Genomic DNA, 17,996 nt, shown 5'->3' on the forward strand with positions numbered 1-17,996 from the left:
GGCGTTCTTGTTAGCTGACGGGCAGCCCGGCGCGTTGCCAGGCGATCATGCCGCCGGCCATGGTGTCTGCGGTGTAGCCAGCCCCGGTGAGGGCGTCGGCGACGCGGGCACTGCGGTTGCCGCTGCGGCAGATGACGATGACCGGGCGGGACCGGTCGAGTTCGCCCAGACGCGTGTTCAACTCGCCCATGGGGATGTGGATGGCGCCGGGAATCATGCCCTCGGCGACTTCGAAGTCTTCACGGACATCGAGGATCTGGTCCGTAGCACGTCGGCCGTCGGTGTCGGTGATGGTGATTTCTGGCATGATTGCTCCTTCGGGGGCGTGTTCAAACGGTACGTGGTGGTTCCCGGGCACCGGATCCACTCGCCCCGGGCCCGGAAACCGGAGGAAAGCGATTGGCCGCGGGCCAACCGGGGGTTAGGACTTCTTGGCCGGAAGCTGGGCCATGACCGATTCACGGGTCGGCTCGTTCCCGGTCTTGTTCCAGGGCATCACGGCTAGGGCCTTGCCCATGGCGCAGGTGTTGGTGGCCGCGGAGAAGGTCAGGCCGGCACCGATGGCCCCTGCGACGGTGCGCAACTGCGGGGAGAGGAACTTGCCCCCGGCCAGGCCGGCCACCACGAGGGAACCGGCCACCATGCGCACCTGGCGTTCCAGGGCCCAGCGCTTGGACCCTTCGACGGTCTGGCCGCCGGCCTGCTGGTAGGCGGGAACCCCGCCGGACAGGACATGGGCGTTGCCGAAGCCGACCGATGCGAGGTTCGTTTTGGCTTCGGTGGCGCGCACGCCGGATTGGCAGACCAGCACCACCTTGGTGTCAAGCTTGGCCGCGAGTTCTTCGGTGTGTTCGGCCAGCAACGGGAGGGGCACGTTGTAGGAGCCCTTGATATGCAGGGTTTCGAATTCGGCGGCGGATCGCACGTCCAGCACCACGACGTCGGTGCCGTTGGCGATCCAGTTCTTGAGCTCTTCGGGACTGGTGCTCTGGGGGATGGTGGATTGGGGGGTGGTGTTCATGGCTTGCGGGCCCTTTCTGCCGGGCGTGGCGCCTGGCCGGTCCAGCATCCGGAAAAGGGGGATGCGGGACCGAGAATGAGTGGAATGGGTGGGGGTGTACGGGGCTTTAGGCGTCCTGCGTTTGCTTCCAGGAGGACCATCCGGCGTAGCTGCCCTCGAGCTCGATGACGTCGAACCCGGCGCGGCGCAGGGCGGAGGCGGCCACGGAGTTGCGGACCCCGGACTGGCAGTAGCTCACGATCACGCCGTCGGCCGGCAGTTGGTCGGTGTGCCAGAGCACCCGTCCGGCGTTGAGCTGTTCGGAGCCGGGAATGTGTCCGGCGGTGTGCTCGGACTTGTTGCGCACATCCAAGACGATGGCCGCATCGAACCCTGCCAGGTCGGCCGGGTCCAGGGTCTGCGGGGTGTAGGTCGGAAGACCCTCGAACGAGGTCACATATCCGGCGACGTTGTCGATGCCCACGCGGATGAGGTGGTCCCACATCTCCATGGCGCTCTCGCTGTCCGGAGCCAAGAGCACCAGCGGTCGCTGGTCCGTTTCCGGGTCCACGGCCCAGGCCCCGTAGCTTGCGGCTTTGGTGCCGGCGGGGATGTTCAGCGCCCCGGAGACGGTGCCCTGATGGACCTGGGTGTGGGGGCGGGTGTCGACCACGCCGATGTCATCCGCGGCCAGGGCGGTCGCGACGTCCGCGGTGGCCAGTTCTGCCAGCGGTGCGCGTTCGCCCAGGAGGGCCGGGCCCTGGCGGTTTTCGCGCTTCATGCGGCCGAAATAGGCATGTGCGTCGGGCTGCCCGTCGAGCAGGGCCTCGACGAAGCCCGCCTCGTCGTTGGCCTCCAGGTAGGGACCCCACCATGCGAAGCTGCGCTCATACCCGACCGTGGAGGACGGGATCGCGCCCAGCGCCTTGCCGCAGGCGCTGCCGGCGCCGTGCCCGGGGTAGACCTGCACGTAGTCGGGCAGGGTCAGGAACTTTTCCTGGAGGGAAACGAACAGGTCGTGGGCCCCGGCGAAGCGGGTGTCGATCCCGCCAGCGGCCTCGTCGAGCAGGTCCGGGCGGCCCAGGTCGCCGGAGAAGACGAAGTCGCCCGAGAGCAGGAAGCCCGGTTTGTCACTGAAGGCGCCGTCGGTGACCAGGAAGGAAAGGTGTTCGGGGGTGTGTCCCGGCGTGTGCAGGGCGGTGGCGGTGATGTTTCCCAGGGTGATGGTGGACTGGTCAAGGAGGCGTTCGGCTTCGAATTCGTATTGCCAGTCCGGCCCGCCCTCGCCCGAAACGTAGATTGCCGCACCGGTGGCGGCGGCAAGTTCGCGGGTCCCGGAGAGGTAGTCGGCGTGGATGTGGGTCTCGGTGACGGCGGTGATCTTCATGCCGTTTTTCGCTGCAAGGTCCTGGTACACCTGGATGTCGCGGCGGGCGTCCACCACGAGGGCCTCGCCCTTGGCCTGGCAGCCGATGAAGTAGCTGGCCTGCGCGAGGTCTTCGTCGTAAATACGTTCCAGAAGCATGTCTCTCCTTGTTGATGGTCGTGGTTGGTTCGCCTACCCTCCATACCCCCAGGGGTATGAACTTCACTTCAAACGATAATACCCCTAGGGGTATGCGTCAAGTCATCCGCCGTCCAGACCCCAGGGTCGCTTGCCCCACAAAAAGCGGCGGTCGGCACCATCCGCGCTGGCGCCGCCCACTGTTCGGCATGGGATGGCCGGGGCTTAGCGGCCAAAGAGGCGTGCGAAGAACCCGCCCTCCTTGCCGGTCCCCTTCGGGGCGTTCGGGTCGCAGGAGCAGCGTTCATTGCGTGGCACGTGGGCCATGACCTGCTTGACGTGCTGGCCGCATCCGGACCAGGTGATTTTTTGGCATTTGCGGCATTTGGCTGCTCGGCACATGTGGCGATTCCTTCGGTTTGGGATTGTCGATGGAGGCTCGTCCCTCCTCTGGTACTCGATTATGGCACATACCCCTAGGGGTATCGAGTATCCACTGTCAACGATACCCAGGAAACCCCCCGGGGTATACAATTGAGAAAAACCAACACCGGGAGGAACCCCATCATGGAACTTGAAGTGGACACCATGAAGCCCGTCATCAACAGGCTCAAGCGCGCCCAAGGACAGCTCAACGCGGTGATTCGCATGCTGGAGGAAGGCAGCGACTGCCGCGCGGTCGTCACCCAGTTGTCCGCCGCGTCCAAGGCCATCGATCGCGCCGGGTTTGCCATCATCGCCACCGGACTGGAGCAGTGCCTCAAAAGCGAGGACCCCACGGCCGACCGTGCCGACATGGAAAAGCTCTTTCTCTCGCTGGCCTAGCCCGTCGCATGGCATATTCCTGGCCGAATCGTTCAGCTCCCGAGACGGGCGGCTACCGACTCATGAATCAGCTTAAATAGTGGGTCCAACCGTCACTTGCGGCATGTTGCGCCGGCCGCCAAACGAGTTGAAACGCTGGGCACCCAGCACCTTCATCGGCATTTCTCGCGGTGACAGCTCGTTCTGCAATGGTTGCGAGCAATTTGAGGTTGAGAACCACATGCCCCGGAACGTGGCAGAACCAATCACCGAGGGCCAATTTATGCGAATGGCCAGCTACGAGGCTTGGTGCCAAGGAAAACGCCGGCACTGAAGTGGTGGCAGGAAAGCCCATCACCGCTTAGCGAGAGCACACCATTCAGTCTTCCGCGCCGTCCTCGTCGTCGTCGAGTCCGAGTGTGTCCGGATCACGGAGCGGGCGCAGGGTGCCGCCCGCCGGCTGGGTGGCGGTGAAGCTGTAGCGGCCGAGCAGGTTGAGGTTCTTGTGTTTGAGCGGGGAGAGCCGGGCCACGTCCTCGTCGCGGATCTCGTGGCCCTCGGTGCGGAGCTGGGCGACTGCGGCGTCGAGGTAGCGGGTCGTCCAGAGCACGACGGCATTCAGGACCAGGCCGAGCGAGCCGAGTTGGTCCTCCATCCCGTCGCGGTACGCCTGGTGAATGGTGCCCTTCTTGCCGTGGCAGATCTCCCGGGCCAACTTGTGGCGGGACTCCTGCACGGTGAGCTGCTTGTGCATTTGCCGCCGGTAGGTGTCATCCACGGGGTCCACAACGGCAAGCAGGTGCAGGGTCTTGGCGATCCGCCCGTATTCGGCGAACGCCTGGCCAAGCGGTGTGGGGCGGCCCTCGTGCCCGAACATCCGCAGCAGGTCATAGGCGCGCACCTGGTTGGTGACCAAGGAGCCGGCCACCCGCAGCATGTCCGGCCAAGCCGTGAGCACCTTGTTCACGTTCACTTTGTTGTTGCGGGCCAGTGCCTCCAACGCTCCGTATCCGTCTGCCGGCTCGGCGCCGGGCATTTGGGCCTTCCAGAACCGTTGGTCTTCGAGGTCTCTGAAGCGCGGGGAGAAGCGGTAGCCGAGCATCTTGAAAATCCCGAAGACCGTGTCGGAGTAGGAGGCATTGTCGGTGGCGACCATCTCGGGCTTCACCCCGCCGTCCAGGTTCAACAGGGCGTCCAGGATGAACAGGGAGTCACGTGGGGTGCCGGGCACCACCATCTGCCCGATGCCGGCCACCTGGTCGTTGATCGCGTTCAGCCAGGTGACGCCCTTCTTCTTTGCGAAGTACTTCGGCGAGGGCGCGGCGTTGATAGTGCGCACGGGAACGACGAAGCGCAGGCCGTCGACGGAGGCGAGCAGGCCCTTGCCCCAGAACTGCACGATGGGCACCCTGGCTTGGGCTTCGATCAGAGCGGCGTTCGCCGCGGCGATGGTGGTGGTGCGCAGGTAGTACTGGTCAACGTGGACCAGCCGGGAGCGGGTGAGCGCCTCATGGCCCGGGTTGATCACCGGGGTCATGCCGATGTTGCAGGCTTCCGAGACAAGCAGCGCGACGATCGAGGTGCTCAGGTCCTTCATCCGGGTCTTGCCATCGCCCAGGTGCACGAAGGCGTCCAGGAATCCGGTCCAGGCGTTCACCTCGAAGAGCAGGTCCGGCAGGTCGATCTTCGGGAGCATCTTCTCCACCCGTCCGCGCAGCCACGCCAGCGACTTCGGCTCCCCGAGCGCGTGAAGCTTCTCCACATTCAGTTTCGCCCTCCCGCTGGGCTGCACCTCGATGCTGATCTTCGCGTCGTCACCGGCTTCTTCGAGGCGCTCGGCCATCTGCCTCCAAGTGGCATCCAGTACCTCGAGAAGTTCCCGCAGGTGCTGCTCGGCATCCTCCTCCAGGCTCAGGCCGGCCAGGATGTCCTCGCGCACCGCCTCCCACCCCGTGCCCATGAGCAGGCGGGCGCGTGGGTCAGACCAGCGGTGCGAGGGTGAGGCGAAGATGTCCCGACGCTTCAGGGCGCGGAAGAGCTGTTCCAGGACACACACCACGTACGCGTCGCGATCCACAGTCCCCTGGGGCAGCTCGGCGTTCGCATACACTGCCTGGTGCCAGTGCGGCGGCACGAGTTTGTCGTCGATCTCCCGGGGCAGCAGCGGCTTCTCGCCGACCTTCCGACGCGAGAGTGCCGGCAGCTTCTTCACCCCGGCCAAGATCCGTACCCCGCCGGTCGCGGCTTCCAGCGCCGAGGTCTCACCCAACAGCGACAGGAACGGCTTGACGGTGTTGTAGCGCAGTGCCAGCGCACCACGCAGTGCGGTTTGCGCCGAATCGCCGTCCTGGGGCACCAACGTCACCACGGTGGCGGCCGCGCCCGACATCACCGACCGGGGCGCGATCTCCTCCAACGCCCGCCACAGTGCAGCCACATCCACATCGCCACCGGCCTCCTCGATGGACTCCAGCTTCTCGATGAACACCTTCGCCGCCCTGGCCACAATCCGGGACGCCTTCTCCAACTGTGGCAGGGTGGACAGGCGCTGCTTGTCGGTGGAGCGCTTCGCGGTGCTGATCAGCCTGGTCGCCATCAGGATCTCGAACAGGTCAAGGGCATCATCGATCGCCTTGGCCTCCAGATGGCGCATCACCGCGGTGAGTATCGCCGTGCGCTTGGGTTCCGCGGTCCGCTCCAGCTTCGGGGCCTTGGTGCCCAGCCCGTACCGGGCCAGCACGGCGAGCCGGTTCGGCGGTATCTGTTCCAGTTTCAGCCGGCCCAGCCCGAAGGCGGCGATGTCCTCAACCCGCTGCAACGCACCCTTCATCGCGGTGCCGGTGCTCCGCGTTGGCGGTCGACGCATCCGCTCCAGTTCCGAGTACCGGGTGCCCTCCGGTGTTTTCAGCGTGGCAACCAAGTCCCCGGGCAGCGCCGGATCCGCCCGCAGGGCGGCCTTGGCAACCGTGGCGTGCAGCCGCTTCTCGGCGATGGTGCGGACCTCGGAAACCTGCCGGGCCAGCACGTTCACCCCGGGTAGCAGCACCCGGTGCCGACGCAGCCAACCCGCCGCGTGGTTGAACAACGCGACAGGTCCCTCGGCGTGCGTCCATGCCCGCCCGTGCAGGAACGCCCTGAACCTTCGGCCGTGGTCGGGGTCCTCGTACTGGTGGTAGCCGTACGCATCGCGGATCTCCCACGCGTGTTCGTACGCCGTCTTTGGCCGCTCGGTGTATTCCTTGAGGCAGGAGGGATCCTCAATCTCCAGCTGTGCCGCCAGATGCTCAACGACCGGCCACGGCACAGCCGAGGGGTCCTCCAGGAACAGCCCGATGTACCGGACCGTGCACATCTGCAGGGCGAAGCCCAGGCGGTTGTGGTCGCCTCGCCGCTTCGCGATCAGGCTCCGGTCCTCGTCGTCGAGGAAGAAGAAGCGCTCCAACTCGGGCCGCGTCGGTTCCTCGGCGAACCTTCCATAGGCCTCGGCCTGTTCATCAGTCAGAAATTCCACGGGCATGAGACTGACAATAGCCGCCCCACTAGTGATCGAAAGTCTTCCGACGAAAATCTGCACGAAACTCCGCGCAACCTGGATCGCCTGAGCTAAACAATCATGATCAAGTGCCTAGCGCCAACCGCTGTACCAGTAGTCCCCAAGGCCGTATCTGGCCCCTCCTGCCGTGGAAGATGAGTCTGGCCAGGGCATGCCGGGATTCCTGCACAGTCAACTGGGTATGGATTTGCCGGCGGTACCCCTCATCGGCATCGATGAAGTCCAACAGATGCTCGGTCTTGGCAATCCTCCCGTACTCCGCCAACGCCTTCCCGAGCAGCGTCGGTGCCCCGCCTCCCTGGGTGACCCGCAGGACTTCCGAGGCACGCACGGTCCCGACAGTCAGGGACCCGGCAAGGCGGAGCATGTCCGGCCAGTTCGACGTGATGAGATCCAGGTTGATGCGGTTGCGGCCGGCCACCGCGTTCAGCTTCCCATAATCCGCCGTGGCGTCGATGCGCCAGAACCGTTGGTCCGGCAACCCGGCCAGTCGGGGTGAGAACCGATATCCGAGCAGCGTGAAAAGCCCGAAGACATGGTCCGAGTAGGAGGCCGTGTCAGTGGCGACCATCTCGGGGCGTTGGCCGCCGTCAAGATCGAGCAGCCCATCGAGAATGTGCAGGGAATCGCGGACCGTTCCCGGAACCACGACGGCGCCCAGGCCGGAGACCTGGTCGTTGAGATAGTTCAGCCAGGTCAGGCCGCGGCCCTGGCCGAAGTAGCGCGGATTTGCCCCGGCATTGACGGTGGCCACCGGCACCACGAACCGCATCCCGTCGACGGACGCCAGCAGGCCTGTGCCCCAGCGCTGCGCGAGTCCGAGACCGGACTGGGCCTTGATCAGGCGGGCGTTGGCCGCGCGCAGCGTATCGGCACGCACATAGTTTTGGTCAACGTGGCTCAGGCGTCCACGGGTCAGGGCGGGGTGGCCGTCCCTGACCACCGGTGTGAGCCCGACGTTGCAGGCCTCGGCCACCAGGATGGCGGCGACGGAGACATCAAGCTGGCCCATCCTCGCGGAGGCCTCCGAGACGTGGCTGAATTCCGAGAGGAACCCCGTCCAGGAATGCACTTCCAGCAGCACATCGGGCAGATCCACCCGCGGCAGCATCCCGGAGACCAACCCCCGCAACTGCGTCAAGGACTCCGGGACCGTCTTGGCCTCCAGGGGTGAGAGGTGGACCTTGCCGGCATCATCAATCCGTACCGTTGGATTGTCGGCCAACTGCTCAGCCGCCGCACGATATCGGGCATCAAGGCGGTGGCGGACACCAGCCAGATGGTCCGCTGGCTCTTCGGGCAGCTGGAGCGCCCTCAAGGTCTCGTTCTTGGTGGCCTGCCACGCAGGATCGGTCAGCAACCGCGCCCGAGGGTCTCCCCAGCGCCGCCCGCCCACCACGAAGATGTCCCGGCGCCGCAGCGCCTTGTGGACGGCCACCGTCACTGCCACCGTGTAGGCCTTGCGGTCGATTTCCTCCGAAGCCGTGACAAGGCGATGCCAAGTTGGAGAGAGTACGGACAGATCAACCTCGGCAGGGTCTTTCTTGCGGCCGTCCAGAACTTCCGGCAGTGCCGTCAGCGCCGCCAACGTTGGCGTCCCGCCCGCGGTGGCCCCGAAGGGTGCCGCCTCGGCCAATGCTGGCAGGAACGAGCGCACGGTGGCGAACCGGCGCAGCATCTCGGCCGCGGTGTCAGCCTCGGCACCCCCGGGATTCACCACTTCGTTCACCACCTCGAGCGCGGCGCGTAGCTCGGACAAGGAAACCTGATCGGCCAGCACCGAGGCGGCCTCTGCGCCGGAATATTCCGTGTTGTCCAACACCTCGACCAGTGTTTTCGCGGCCTTCGCCAATTGCAGTGAGGCCTTGGACAAACGGGGCAGGGACTTCAACCGGGCGGCAGTGGATTCCCTGGTTGCCTTGCGCAGAACGCGTTCGTTGACAATGGCGTCCAGGGCATCACACAAATCATCGGCAACCTCCGACGTCAAGGCGCGCACGGCACAAAGCAGTGTCGCACCCCGCCGCTGTCCCGATAGTCCTCGAAGCGATGAGGCCTTGCCCGCCAACCCGTAGCGGGCAAGGGCGTTCATCCGGCCCTCGGGGATCATCTCCACATCGATGGTCCCGGCACCCAGGGCCCGCAGGCGTGCCAGCCGCTCCAACTGCCGCAGCAATTCCGGCACCGAGACCCTCGAGGGCCCGGTCCGCAGCCGTTCCCACGCGGTCAGCCGTGACCCCTCCCCAACGCGAAGCAGACCTTCCAATTCCAGAATCAATGCGGGGCCGGCCGCGTCCACCAGCATGGAATGGAGGCGGTCATTTGCTCCGGAGCGGACCTCTAAAACCAGTCGTGTCAACGTGGAGACGCCGGGGAGAAGGACCTTGCGCTCACGCAGCCAGAGAGCTGCCCGTTCAAACAAACGCACCGGTCCCTCCGACGAAGTCCAGGCCCGGGCCTCCAGAAACAGCCTCAGCTCTTCGTACCTGGCCGGATCGGAGAAATCCGCATACCCGTACTCGGTGGAGATTTCCGCGGCGTGCTCGTACCCGGTCTGTCCCCGCTGCGCATACAGCTTGAGCACGGAAGCATCGGCAATGCCCAGCTGCCCGGCCAGGGATTCCACCACCGGCCACGGAACAGCCAATGGATCCGTCAAAAAACGTCCGACTACCCGCACCGTGATCAGTTGAACAGCAAATCCCAGGCGGTTGTGCATTCCCCTGCGGCGACCAACCACCGACAAATCGGCATCGTCCAACCAACAGAAACGTTCCAGGTCCTCCGCTGGTACCTCGTCGGGGAATCCGCTGAACCCTGCGACCTGCTCATCACTTAGAAAATCGACCGCCATGTCACCCATTCAACAGGCCGCTGACTCCTTAGCGTGAATTTCCGGGCGATTCTTCCCCAGACCCCGGCTTGGCATGCGTTAAGCCTACGGCCACAGCAGAGATTCGAATTGCGAGGATCGCGTGATTTTGAGGATCACCAAGCCAATTGGGCGCTGCTGAAGAGTGTGGGCTCGATCTTCGCCGATTAACCGAGTTGTGAGACCCCGAGGAGCGTACCAATGCCATAGGTGGCCGCGACGGCGATGCCGCCGAAGAGCAGCTGGCGGCCCGCGCTCGCGAAGGGGTTGCGGTCAGTGAACTTTGCGGCAGCGAAGCCCGCAGCGAGAAGACCCACTCCGCCGAAGAGGAGCCCCCACCCGAGGGTTCCGAAGCCGATCAGGAACGGAAGGACCGGGATAATCGCACCCACGCTAAAGGAGACAAGAGATGCGATTGCCGCCACCCTCGGCGATTGCTTTTCGTCGGGGCTCAAGCCAAGTTCGTGCGCGAGGTGCACTCTGAGCGCCTGTTCGGTGTTCGCGTGCACCTGTGAAGCGGCATCGCGAGCTGTACTAGGGTGCATGCCGAGCGACTCGAACATGATCGAGAGTTCGGCCTCCTCGCCTTCTGGATTGCGAGTGAGGGCGTCGCGCTCGGTGTCGATCTCAACTTGAAGCTGCTCGTTCTGCGTCCGCACGGAGGTGTATTCGCCAAGCGCCATTGAGATCGCGCCAGAGATGAGGCCCGAGATACCGGTGATCGCGATAATGCCAGGGGAAGCGCCTGCTGCGGCAATACCTGAAATGAGGCCGGTGTTTGAGACGAGGCCGTCCATCGCACCGAACACCGAAGCGCGAAGCCACCCAGACCCGGCGGAGGACGAGTGAGTGTGGTCGTACTCGTGTGGGTTTGCGATGTTGATTTCCTTCACGTGAGGCAACGTTAGCAATCATTCTCGATGCGTGAGAACCCGTTTTTGAAGGTGGTCGGGCCGCGCAAATCGACTGCGTCACGACGAAGATTTCCTCCGTGAATGGCCCAGTTTGTTACTCCGGGCGGGGGCTGCTGAGCTGAACGAGCACGTTGAGGTGCTGTTGGGCGATGACACGAACTCCCACAAGCAGAAGCGCAGAGAACAGGCACAATAGGCCGATCAAGATCAAAAACGTTCCGAGCATGGCTTGAAAGGGGGCTCCGGAGAAGAAATCACGGCTTGAGGTGCCCATGAAGATCATCCAGCCGAGAATCAAGAGGATCGGCGTGAGCGTAAAGAAGATTGCGGCGATACCGGGCAGGCCGATCCTCGGAGAAACTGAGCCGGATGCGTTCTGTGGTTGTGAATCGGTCATGGTTGAAGCTTATTCGGGAGGCCTGATGAGTGCCATGCCGTCTGGCTACGACTCCTTAGCTACAGTGCTGTCAGACGAGACGCTGAAATTGCTCCCCGCGAGCAAGGCTTCTAGTGCGGCCCGATGTTTTTCGTACGCGGTGCGACCTTGCTTGGTGATTCGAAATGTGGTCGTGCCGCCTCGCCCGCGGCCCGCCTTGGCGACCGTGATGTAGCTGGCCTCAGTCAGAGCAGTGGCCTGCTTGGAGAGGTCGGAATCGCTGACCCCCAATGCATCGCGCACAAACCCGAAATCTGCGTCTTGAGCGTGGGCAAGCAGTGCCATAAGCGCGAGCCGTTTGGGCGCGTGAATGACCGGGTCGAGGTCGGAAATCATGCCAGTCGAACCCGTACACGATCGGCAGCCCGCTCGTAGGCGATGCCGAACCAGGTCAGCCCACCCAGGCATGCCACGAAACTTACCGGAATGCTTACCCAGAGTGAACTCGTGACGGCCAGCGCGAAGACGCCTGCTATGAGTATGATCGTGCCGAGTAAGTACCAGTTGAAAACTCGGCGGATTTCTTGGGGAGCCTTGCCCTTTGGGGTGACGCCGCGGCGTTTTCTTTGGTCGAGGATCACGACAAGTGCAATGAGCACGATCGTAAGGGTCGGGATAGACCCCAAAGGGGTGCGCTCGGAAAACAATCCCTGCGTTTGCGTCACGAGCAGCACGAGGGCTGGACCCGTGAGGCTGATCAGGAGAGTGTGCCACCAGGGGGACCTGGGGAGAGCGATATGGGGCGCGGCGGCTGCCCGCTCGGCCTCGCGGAGCTGTTGTTGAATCTCATTACTTTCCATGTTGGAAAGATTAAGCTATCACTTTCCAGTCTGTCAAGTGATCGATTCTGTGGATCACTTCCTGCCTGCGCGCGAGTCTGCGGCAGATTTCAAGATCTACGGGTGAGGCGTCTCTCGGAGTACCCGGTATCGAATGCAAATGAAATCGCGATTGCGAGCGTGGTCAATGATTTCGAGTTGCAGATTTCGCGGAAGGAGAGGCTGGCCGGAACCAAGTGTTACCGGCGCGAACTGTACCCAGACTTCGTCGAGTAGCTCAGCATCTGCGAACTGGCCAGCAAGGTCGCCACCGCCCACCACCCAAATATCTTTTCCCTGCGCAGCTAGGACGGCCTCTGCGTGAGCCTGCGTCACTGAACCCTGAACAAAGCGGATATCTGCGCCTTCTGGAACGGGCAGGTCGCGATGAGTGAATACCCAGACCGGCTGCTCGTAGCCCCACTCATCTTGGTTGCTCAGTAGCCACTCATACGTGGAAGCACCCATGAAGAGAGCGCCAATTCCTTTCACGAACTCTGGGTATGCCATGGGGCCTTCGAAATCGAAGTCCTGCTTGAACAGCCACTCAAGGGAATGCTCGGGGGTGGCGATGAACCCGTCGAGGCTTGAAGCAGTATAGAAGTGGGTGGTCATGGGAGCGCACCTTTCTTGCGATGTTCTGGAAATCAGGGTCAGAGTTCTGCATCATTGAGCGCAAGCCGCAAGTTATATGGATTCCTCGTCCCTTCGATGCCAGGCAAACCAGGCGACCACACAGAAGGCTGCGAGCATGACGAGGTCAGCGATGAACGCAACTGGGACAGATCGAGATATCCGCGCAACCGGGAACGCAGCCGCCGCAAATACCAACAACACAGCGCTCCAGCGGGGCGTGAGCCCGGTCCACCAATGCATTGCGCCCAAGGACAAAAGCGCGACCGGAAAGAGCGGTCCGGCCAGAATCAGCACAATAGCCACCGGGAGTGGGTAGATGTCGAAAGTAGCTAGCGAGCGAAACTCGGTGATACCGAACACACTCTCAAACACGCCTTGCAGCCCGAACGCGACGGTGCCGAACATGCCGATCAGCACCAGAAGCATCCATAGCCCCGACAGAAGGGGAAACCGGGGGCGGAGGGCGTTGTATTCCCCAATGAGTCCGTACACCCAGGGCACGGCGGCTATGGCAATGAGAAGCCCGCCGGTCACTCCATAGTGTCCGTCGATCCAGAAGAGCGGTGACAGGGCGAACAGCAAGGGTCCGATAATCAGACCAAGGCTTTCCAAACGGCGTACCACCATGCCCAAAGAGTAACACTGCCAAAGCTCTGGCGCTTAGCCGTCGCGTTGACTCACTAGTAATGCTCGCGAAATGAGGTGCGTGCCTCATTTAAGAATGCTCGCGAAACTCTGGCCACCAGGGCGGGCAGCAGGCTGTGCTGGGGAGATGAAACAGGGGATATCGATGCACACCCGGCGAGAGCTCGTCAGCGGCTTCGCCGCCGAGTATGCGAAAGGGACCAAGGGACAGAAGGGCGTGATGCTCGACTACCTGTGCGCATCGACCGGCTGGTCAAGGGCCAACGCCCGCCGGCGTCTGGCCACGGAACTGCGTAAGCCCGCACGCGGGATTCCGAAGCCCCTGCCGCGGCGCAGGCCCCGCAAGTACGGGCCGGCGGCCCTCAAGCTCCTGGAACGAATCTGGACGCTTTCCGGAGAGCCCTGCGGGAAATACTTGGCTCCGATCATGGCCGACGAGCTCGAGCGTTTGGAACGCTTCGACGAACTCGGGACAGTGGCGGGACTGCTGACCGACGAGGTCAGGGACGAGCTGCTATCCATGTCGGCCTCCACGATGGATCGGTATCTGAAGCCGTTGCGCGCCGCTCGATACCCCTCGGCACTGTCCTCGACCAAGCCCGGGGCGATGCTGCGTTCGGAGATCCCGGTGCGGTGGTCGGGCACGCCCATGGAGCAGGAACCGGGGTTCTTCGAGATCGACACCGTCGCCCACTGCGGACACAGCCTCAAGGGCGAGTTCCTGTATTCGATCACCCTGACAGATGTGTTCACCGGGTGGACCGTGAACACGTGTGTGAAAAACCGTGCGCACAGCCATGTCGTGGCCGGGGTCGACCTGCTGGTCCGGTCCCTGCCCTACCCGATGCGGGCCCTGGATTTCGACAATGGCGGTGAATTCATCAACACCCAGCTCATCGAGTGGGCGCAGGAACGAAACATTGATCTGACTAGGGCGCGGGCGTATAAGCATAACGACAATGCGCATGTCGAGCAGCGAAATCGGGATTGGGTCCGTCGCCATGCCTTCAGGTTCCGCTACGAGGGTCCGGAGGAGATGGCCCTGCTCAATGAGCTCTGGGCGCTGGTGAACCAGCGCAAGAACCACCTGCTGCCGATGGTCAAGGCCAACGGCTACGGCACCGCACGTTCGGGTCGCAGGAAGCGGACTTATGACCGGCCGCGGACCGCGTACCAGCGCATCATGGATCTGGAGGCCATGGACCCGGAACATGCCAAGGCCCTGGCGGGCATCCACGGGGACCTGAATCCGGCGGCCATCACTCGCCGCATCAATGCCATCCAGAACCATCTCATCAACCGGGCCAAGATGCGCGCGCAGTCCGGGGATGCCCTATTTGGCGAGCAAATTAGTTGAGGCATGCGGGATTATTTCGCGAGCATATTGACATGAGGCAAGGCGGATCGCACGCCAGTCTTTCTGGCCGGCGCTTTGGGGCTGATTCGTCGTACCGGACTTGTCCAGGGCTTACTGGGAGAGGCCGGTATGTTTGGCGAGCATGCTCATTTGGAGTCATCCTTCGTGGTGGAGGGGTCGCTCGGTGCAGGTGCAGCGGGACGCTTTTGGTTTCCGCGGGTCTTGAACAGGCTCGCGACGGTGGCCACGGTGATCGTGGCGGCAATAAAGATGAGGGAGAAGGAGATCGGGATTTCCGGGATCCACAACAGCGGCTGCCCGCCGTTGATGAAGGCAATCTCATTGACGTGCAGTGCGTGGAAGACGAGCTTCACGCCAATGAACGCCAGGATGACGGCAAGGCCTTGGGAGAGGTAGACCAGTCGCTCCAGCAAGCCGCCGATGAGAAAGAACAGCTGTCGTAGCCCCATCAAGGCAAAGACGTTCGCCGTGAAGACGATGTAGGCCTGGTCGGTGAGGCCGTAGATGGCGGGGATCGAGTCGACAGCGAAGATCAAGTCGACGAACCCGATGGCGATGATGGTGAGCATCATCGGGGTAACGAACCGCTTGCCGTCCTTCTTCACGGTGAGCTTGTCTTCGTGGTACTCATCGGTCACCGCCAGGTGGCGGCGTATGAAGCGCATGAACCGGTTGTTGGCCGGATCGCTTTCGTGGTTTGAGAATGCCTGGCGGTAGGCCAACAAGAGCAACAGGGCGCCGAAGACGTAGAAGATCCAGGACAGGTTCTCGATCAGCGTCGCGCCGACGGCAATGAAGATGCCACGCAGTACCAGCGCGATGATGATGCCTACCATCAGTACCTTCTGCTGGTAGATCTTCGGTACGGCGAACGCACCCATGACCAGCAGGAAAACAAAGAGGTTGTCGATCGACAGTGCCTTTTCGGTGAGGTAACCGGCGAAGTACTCACCCCCGTATGTCCATCCCGAGAGCGTGCCGACGCCGACGCCGAACAGCAGTGCGAGGCTGATGTAAAACACCGACCATCGGGCGGATTCACCGATGGAGGGTTCGTGGGGCTTGCGCACGTGGACGAAGAATTCGTAAACGAAGAAGACGATCGTCACGGCGATGGTGATGATCCAGATCAGGGGCGATACCTGCATGAGGGTACTCCAAAGGGATATGGCGTGGACATGATGCCAAGGTCTCCTCCGCTCTGATCAGTTCAGAACCGATGGCCCGGGATGCACCATTGCACACGTATTGACGGACGATCGCGGACGGGAGTACTCCCCTTGATATAGACCAGAATACAACATGGCCAACCGGTCGTTGAGGCCGTGAGTCCAAGATCCAGGATTCACCCATCGAATTCTTGGCGATTATGGAGCCTTGACATTGCCCCGCTACCAACCAGAAATCCCCCATAGCCCGGATAAGAACCGGAAATCACACGGACGGGGCAACACCTCGTGGGCGTCAAGACCAGGCATCGTCCACCATGCGCCCACAGCCCCGAAGGCCCCCGTTGACGGTCCCCTCTGGCGGCGCGGAGCGTCGACGCACCAAAGGCATGGCGAGCCCGGTGGCACAGCGAGTGCTCTATTTTCCCAAGATCAGATAAGCTTGGGAAAGTAGGACGCTCGGTTTCCCACCCACACCGGAACCAGTCCACGCACCCGGCATCCGCGAGAGGCACCCATGGGCACCGAGAACACCACCTGGCCCTCGATCCGCTTCGAGGAAGTCCCGTGGGACGCGGCGCCCGATGCCAGCCAGTCACGCCGCCAGCGCCTGCTCGCCCGCGGACCCTACCAAGCCGCCGTCGTGCCGCCCATCAAGGACGCCACCGCCCTCATCAGCACCCGGGTCCTGGCCCTGGCTGAGGAGGCAACCATTGACATGGTCCGCTTCGACCGGGATCTGGGTGAGAGTGCGGCCCCCTTCGCGACCCTGCTGCTGCGCAGCGAGTCCGTGGCCAGCTCCGAAATCGAGAACCTCACCGCGGGAGCCAAGAGAATCGCGCTGGCCCAACTGGGAGACCAAACAAGTCCCAATGCCTCTCTGATTGCCTCCAACGTCTCGGCCATGCACGCCGCCATCGCGCTCTCCGATGAGTTGTCCCTGCCCAACATCCTAGCCATGCACCGTGCCCTGCTGCAGGCCTCGCATCCGCAGATCGCCGGGACGCTGCGCACTGCACCGGTGTGGATCGGGGGCAACTCCCCGCACACCGCCATCTTCGTTCCGCCACGCCATGAAAGCCTTGAAGCCGCACTGGAGGACCTGGTCGGCTTCATGCGGCGCGATGACCTGCCGATCCTGACCCAGGTCGCCATCGCCCACGCCCACTTCGAGACCATCCACCCGTTCCCCGACGGCAACGGCCGCACCGGCAGGGCCCTGGTCGGTGCCCTGCTGCGCAACAAGGGCGTGACCCGGAGGGTCACCATCCCCGTTTCCTCCGGGCTCCTGGCAAACACCACCTCCTACTTCGAATCCCTGGGCGCCTACCAACACGGCGACCCGGAACCCATCACCGAAATGTTCGCCGAATCAACCTTCGCCGCCACCGACAATGGCCGACTCCTGGCCGCCGACATCACCCAGGTGCAGTCCGACATCCATGCCGCACTGCCCCACAAGCCCAGCGACAGCATGGCCGCCACCATCAGCTACCTGGTGCGGGAACCGGCCCTGAGCGCCGAATCCCTGATCGAGATGACAGGCCAATCCTCAAGCTCCGCCTACCGCAACATCACCACCCTGGAAACCCTCGGTGCGCTCAAAGCCAGCAGCCACATCAAGGGCCGCAAGATATGGATCGCCCCGGCCGTCATCGAAGCCCTGGACGAATTTGCGCTGCGCGCCGGAAAGCGCACCCGCGCCTAACCGTCCGCCAAGATGATCCCTGCATCAGTCACCCGGTGCGGGCATCCATGGTCCCGAATTCGGTAACGCCTACTCTTCGGTGCCCTGGTTTCCTGTCTTGTCGGTGTTGTTCCAGTACAGCGCGGCCTGTTCCTGCAGGACGGCCAGGGCCCCGCGGGCCTCGGCCAGGGCTTCGCATGCCTCCTGGGTGCGGGCCTGCTCGGCTTTCAGGGCCTCGGCCGCCACCCGGCGCTCCCCCTGATGGCGGGCGGCTTCTTCGGTGCGGTGCCCATAGCCGGGCCACCTCTTCCTCCGCGGCGATGGCGATTGCCGCCACCCACGCGCGTCAACAACCCAGCACTAGTGGCCGCTGATTTCCTTGGCCGTCAAAGGCCACGCGTTCCGCCCGATGGAGAAAGGCTCAACGTAGTACCTATTAGGTCTTCTCCGCTTCCGTTTCATGACGAGTCTCCTCCACGAGGATCGGTGTCTCTCAATTTTCTCGTCTGATACATACACCGTCAAGGAACGTCGGGCGCAACCAGCGGCAGAATCCACTCAGTGCCAGCCTGCGCCCGGC

General features: G+C 63.3%; 17 protein-coding genes. 3 read left to right on the forward strand and 14 right to left on the reverse strand.

The window, feature by feature from the left end; all coding sequences use genetic code 11:
• Positions 1-10: 10 nt before the first annotated feature.
• The 4 genes from ADIAG_RS18985 to ADIAG_RS21930 all read right to left on the reverse strand — a co-directional run bounded on the left by ADIAG_RS18985 (position 11) and on the right by ADIAG_RS21930 (position 2,906).
• On the reverse strand, positions 11-307 hold the full coding sequence (locus ADIAG_RS18985; RefSeq protein ID WP_007273060.1) for a rhodanese-like domain-containing protein: 297 nt from the start codon (positions 305-307) through the stop codon (positions 11-13).
• A gap of 114 nt (positions 308-421) precedes the next feature.
• Positions 422-1,021 (reverse strand): rhodanese-like domain-containing protein, encoded by a 600-nt coding sequence (locus tag ADIAG_RS18990; RefSeq protein WP_007273061.1) that lies wholly within the window; start codon positions 1,019-1,021, stop codon positions 422-424.
• Positions 1,022-1,127: 106 nt separating this feature from the next.
• Positions 1,128-2,525 carry an MBL fold metallo-hydrolase gene (locus tag ADIAG_RS18995; RefSeq protein WP_007273062.1) on the reverse strand — a complete coding sequence of 466 codons (1,398 nt, stop codon included), beginning with the start codon at positions 2,523-2,525 and terminating at the stop codon, positions 1,128-1,130.
• Between the two features lie 204 nt (positions 2,526-2,729).
• Positions 2,730-2,906 carry a hypothetical protein gene (locus ADIAG_RS21930; RefSeq protein WP_007273063.1) on the reverse strand — a complete coding sequence of 59 codons (177 nt, stop codon included), beginning with the start codon at positions 2,904-2,906 and terminating at the stop codon, positions 2,730-2,732.
• Between the two features lie 165 nt (positions 2,907-3,071).
• Here ADIAG_RS21930 and ADIAG_RS19000 point away from each other — a divergent pair, with 165 nt between their 5' ends.
• Positions 3,072-3,329: a metal-sensitive transcriptional regulator gene (locus ADIAG_RS19000; protein WP_007273064.1), complete on the forward strand. Its 258-nt coding sequence runs from the start codon at positions 3,072-3,074 to the stop codon at positions 3,327-3,329.
• Between the two features lie 358 nt (positions 3,330-3,687).
• Here the strand turns inward: ADIAG_RS19000 and ADIAG_RS19005 are convergent, their stop codons facing one another.
• The 8 genes from ADIAG_RS19005 to ADIAG_RS19040 all read right to left on the reverse strand — a co-directional run bounded on the left by ADIAG_RS19005 (position 3,688) and on the right by ADIAG_RS19040 (position 13,149).
• Positions 3,688-6,825, reverse strand: coding sequence for a Tn3 family transposase (locus ADIAG_RS19005; protein ID WP_043476082.1), 3,138 nt, complete (start codon positions 6,823-6,825; stop codon positions 3,688-3,690).
• A 100-nt stretch (positions 6,826-6,925) separates the two neighbouring features.
• Positions 6,926-9,715, reverse strand: a complete 2,790-nt coding sequence (locus tag ADIAG_RS19010) for a Tn3 family transposase (RefSeq protein ID WP_235045966.1) — start codon at positions 9,713-9,715, stop codon at positions 6,926-6,928.
• 185 nt (positions 9,716-9,900) lie between these two features.
• On the reverse strand, positions 9,901-10,626 hold the full coding sequence (locus tag ADIAG_RS19015; protein ID WP_007273067.1) for a VIT1/CCC1 transporter family protein: 726 nt from the start codon (positions 10,624-10,626) through the stop codon (positions 9,901-9,903).
• A 115-nt stretch (positions 10,627-10,741) separates the two neighbouring features.
• The gene (locus tag ADIAG_RS19020; RefSeq protein ID WP_007273068.1) at positions 10,742-11,044 is read right to left on the reverse strand and encodes a hypothetical protein; all 303 of its coding nucleotides are present in this window, start codon (positions 11,042-11,044) and stop codon (positions 10,742-10,744) included.
• 45 nt (positions 11,045-11,089) lie between these two features.
• A complete protein-coding gene (locus ADIAG_RS19025) occupies positions 11,090-11,419 on the reverse strand; it encodes a transcriptional regulator (RefSeq protein ID WP_007273069.1) in 330 nt (109 codons plus the stop codon).
• Positions 11,416-11,883: a hypothetical protein gene (locus ADIAG_RS19030; protein WP_007273070.1), complete on the reverse strand. Its 468-nt coding sequence runs from the start codon at positions 11,881-11,883 to the stop codon at positions 11,416-11,418. The genes ADIAG_RS19025 and ADIAG_RS19030 overlap by 4 nt, the downstream gene beginning before the upstream one ends.
• A 96-nt stretch (positions 11,884-11,979) precedes the next feature.
• Positions 11,980-12,516 carry a dihydrofolate reductase family protein gene (locus tag ADIAG_RS19035; protein ID WP_007273071.1) on the reverse strand — a complete coding sequence of 179 codons (537 nt, stop codon included), beginning with the start codon at positions 12,514-12,516 and terminating at the stop codon, positions 11,980-11,982.
• A 72-nt stretch (positions 12,517-12,588) separates the two neighbouring features.
• The gene (locus tag ADIAG_RS19040) at positions 12,589-13,149 is read right to left on the reverse strand and encodes a hypothetical protein (protein ID WP_235045967.1); all 561 of its coding nucleotides are present in this window, start codon (positions 13,147-13,149) and stop codon (positions 12,589-12,591) included.
• Positions 13,150-13,309: 160 nt separating this feature from the next.
• On the opposite strand from ADIAG_RS19040, the gene ADIAG_RS19045 reads away from it, so the two are divergent.
• Positions 13,310-14,539, forward strand: a complete 1,230-nt coding sequence (locus tag ADIAG_RS19045; RefSeq protein WP_235045968.1) for an integrase catalytic domain-containing protein — start codon at positions 13,310-13,312, stop codon at positions 14,537-14,539.
• Positions 14,540-14,685: 146 nt separating this feature from the next.
• Here ADIAG_RS19045 and ADIAG_RS19050 read toward each other — a convergent pair whose 3' ends face one another.
• On the reverse strand, positions 14,686-15,708 hold the full coding sequence (locus tag ADIAG_RS19050) for a TerC family protein (RefSeq protein ID WP_007273074.1): 1,023 nt from the start codon (positions 15,706-15,708) through the stop codon (positions 14,686-14,688).
• A gap of 538 nt (positions 15,709-16,246) precedes the next feature.
• Between ADIAG_RS19050 and ADIAG_RS19055 the strand changes: the two genes are divergently transcribed.
• Positions 16,247-17,437, forward strand: a complete 1,191-nt coding sequence (locus tag ADIAG_RS19055; RefSeq protein WP_007273075.1) for a Fic family protein — start codon at positions 16,247-16,249, stop codon at positions 17,435-17,437.
• 69 nt (positions 17,438-17,506) lie between these two features.
• On the opposite strand, the gene ADIAG_RS21720 is transcribed toward ADIAG_RS19055, so the two are convergent.
• The gene (locus tag ADIAG_RS21720) at positions 17,507-17,662 is read right to left on the reverse strand and encodes a hypothetical protein (RefSeq protein WP_007273076.1); all 156 of its coding nucleotides are present in this window, start codon (positions 17,660-17,662) and stop codon (positions 17,507-17,509) included.
• Positions 17,663-17,996: the final 334 nt, after the last annotated feature.

Source organism: Paeniglutamicibacter gangotriensis Lz1y (assembly GCF_000348945.1).
Classification (GTDB): domain Bacteria; phylum Actinomycetota; class Actinomycetes; order Actinomycetales; family Micrococcaceae; genus Paeniglutamicibacter; species Paeniglutamicibacter gangotriensis.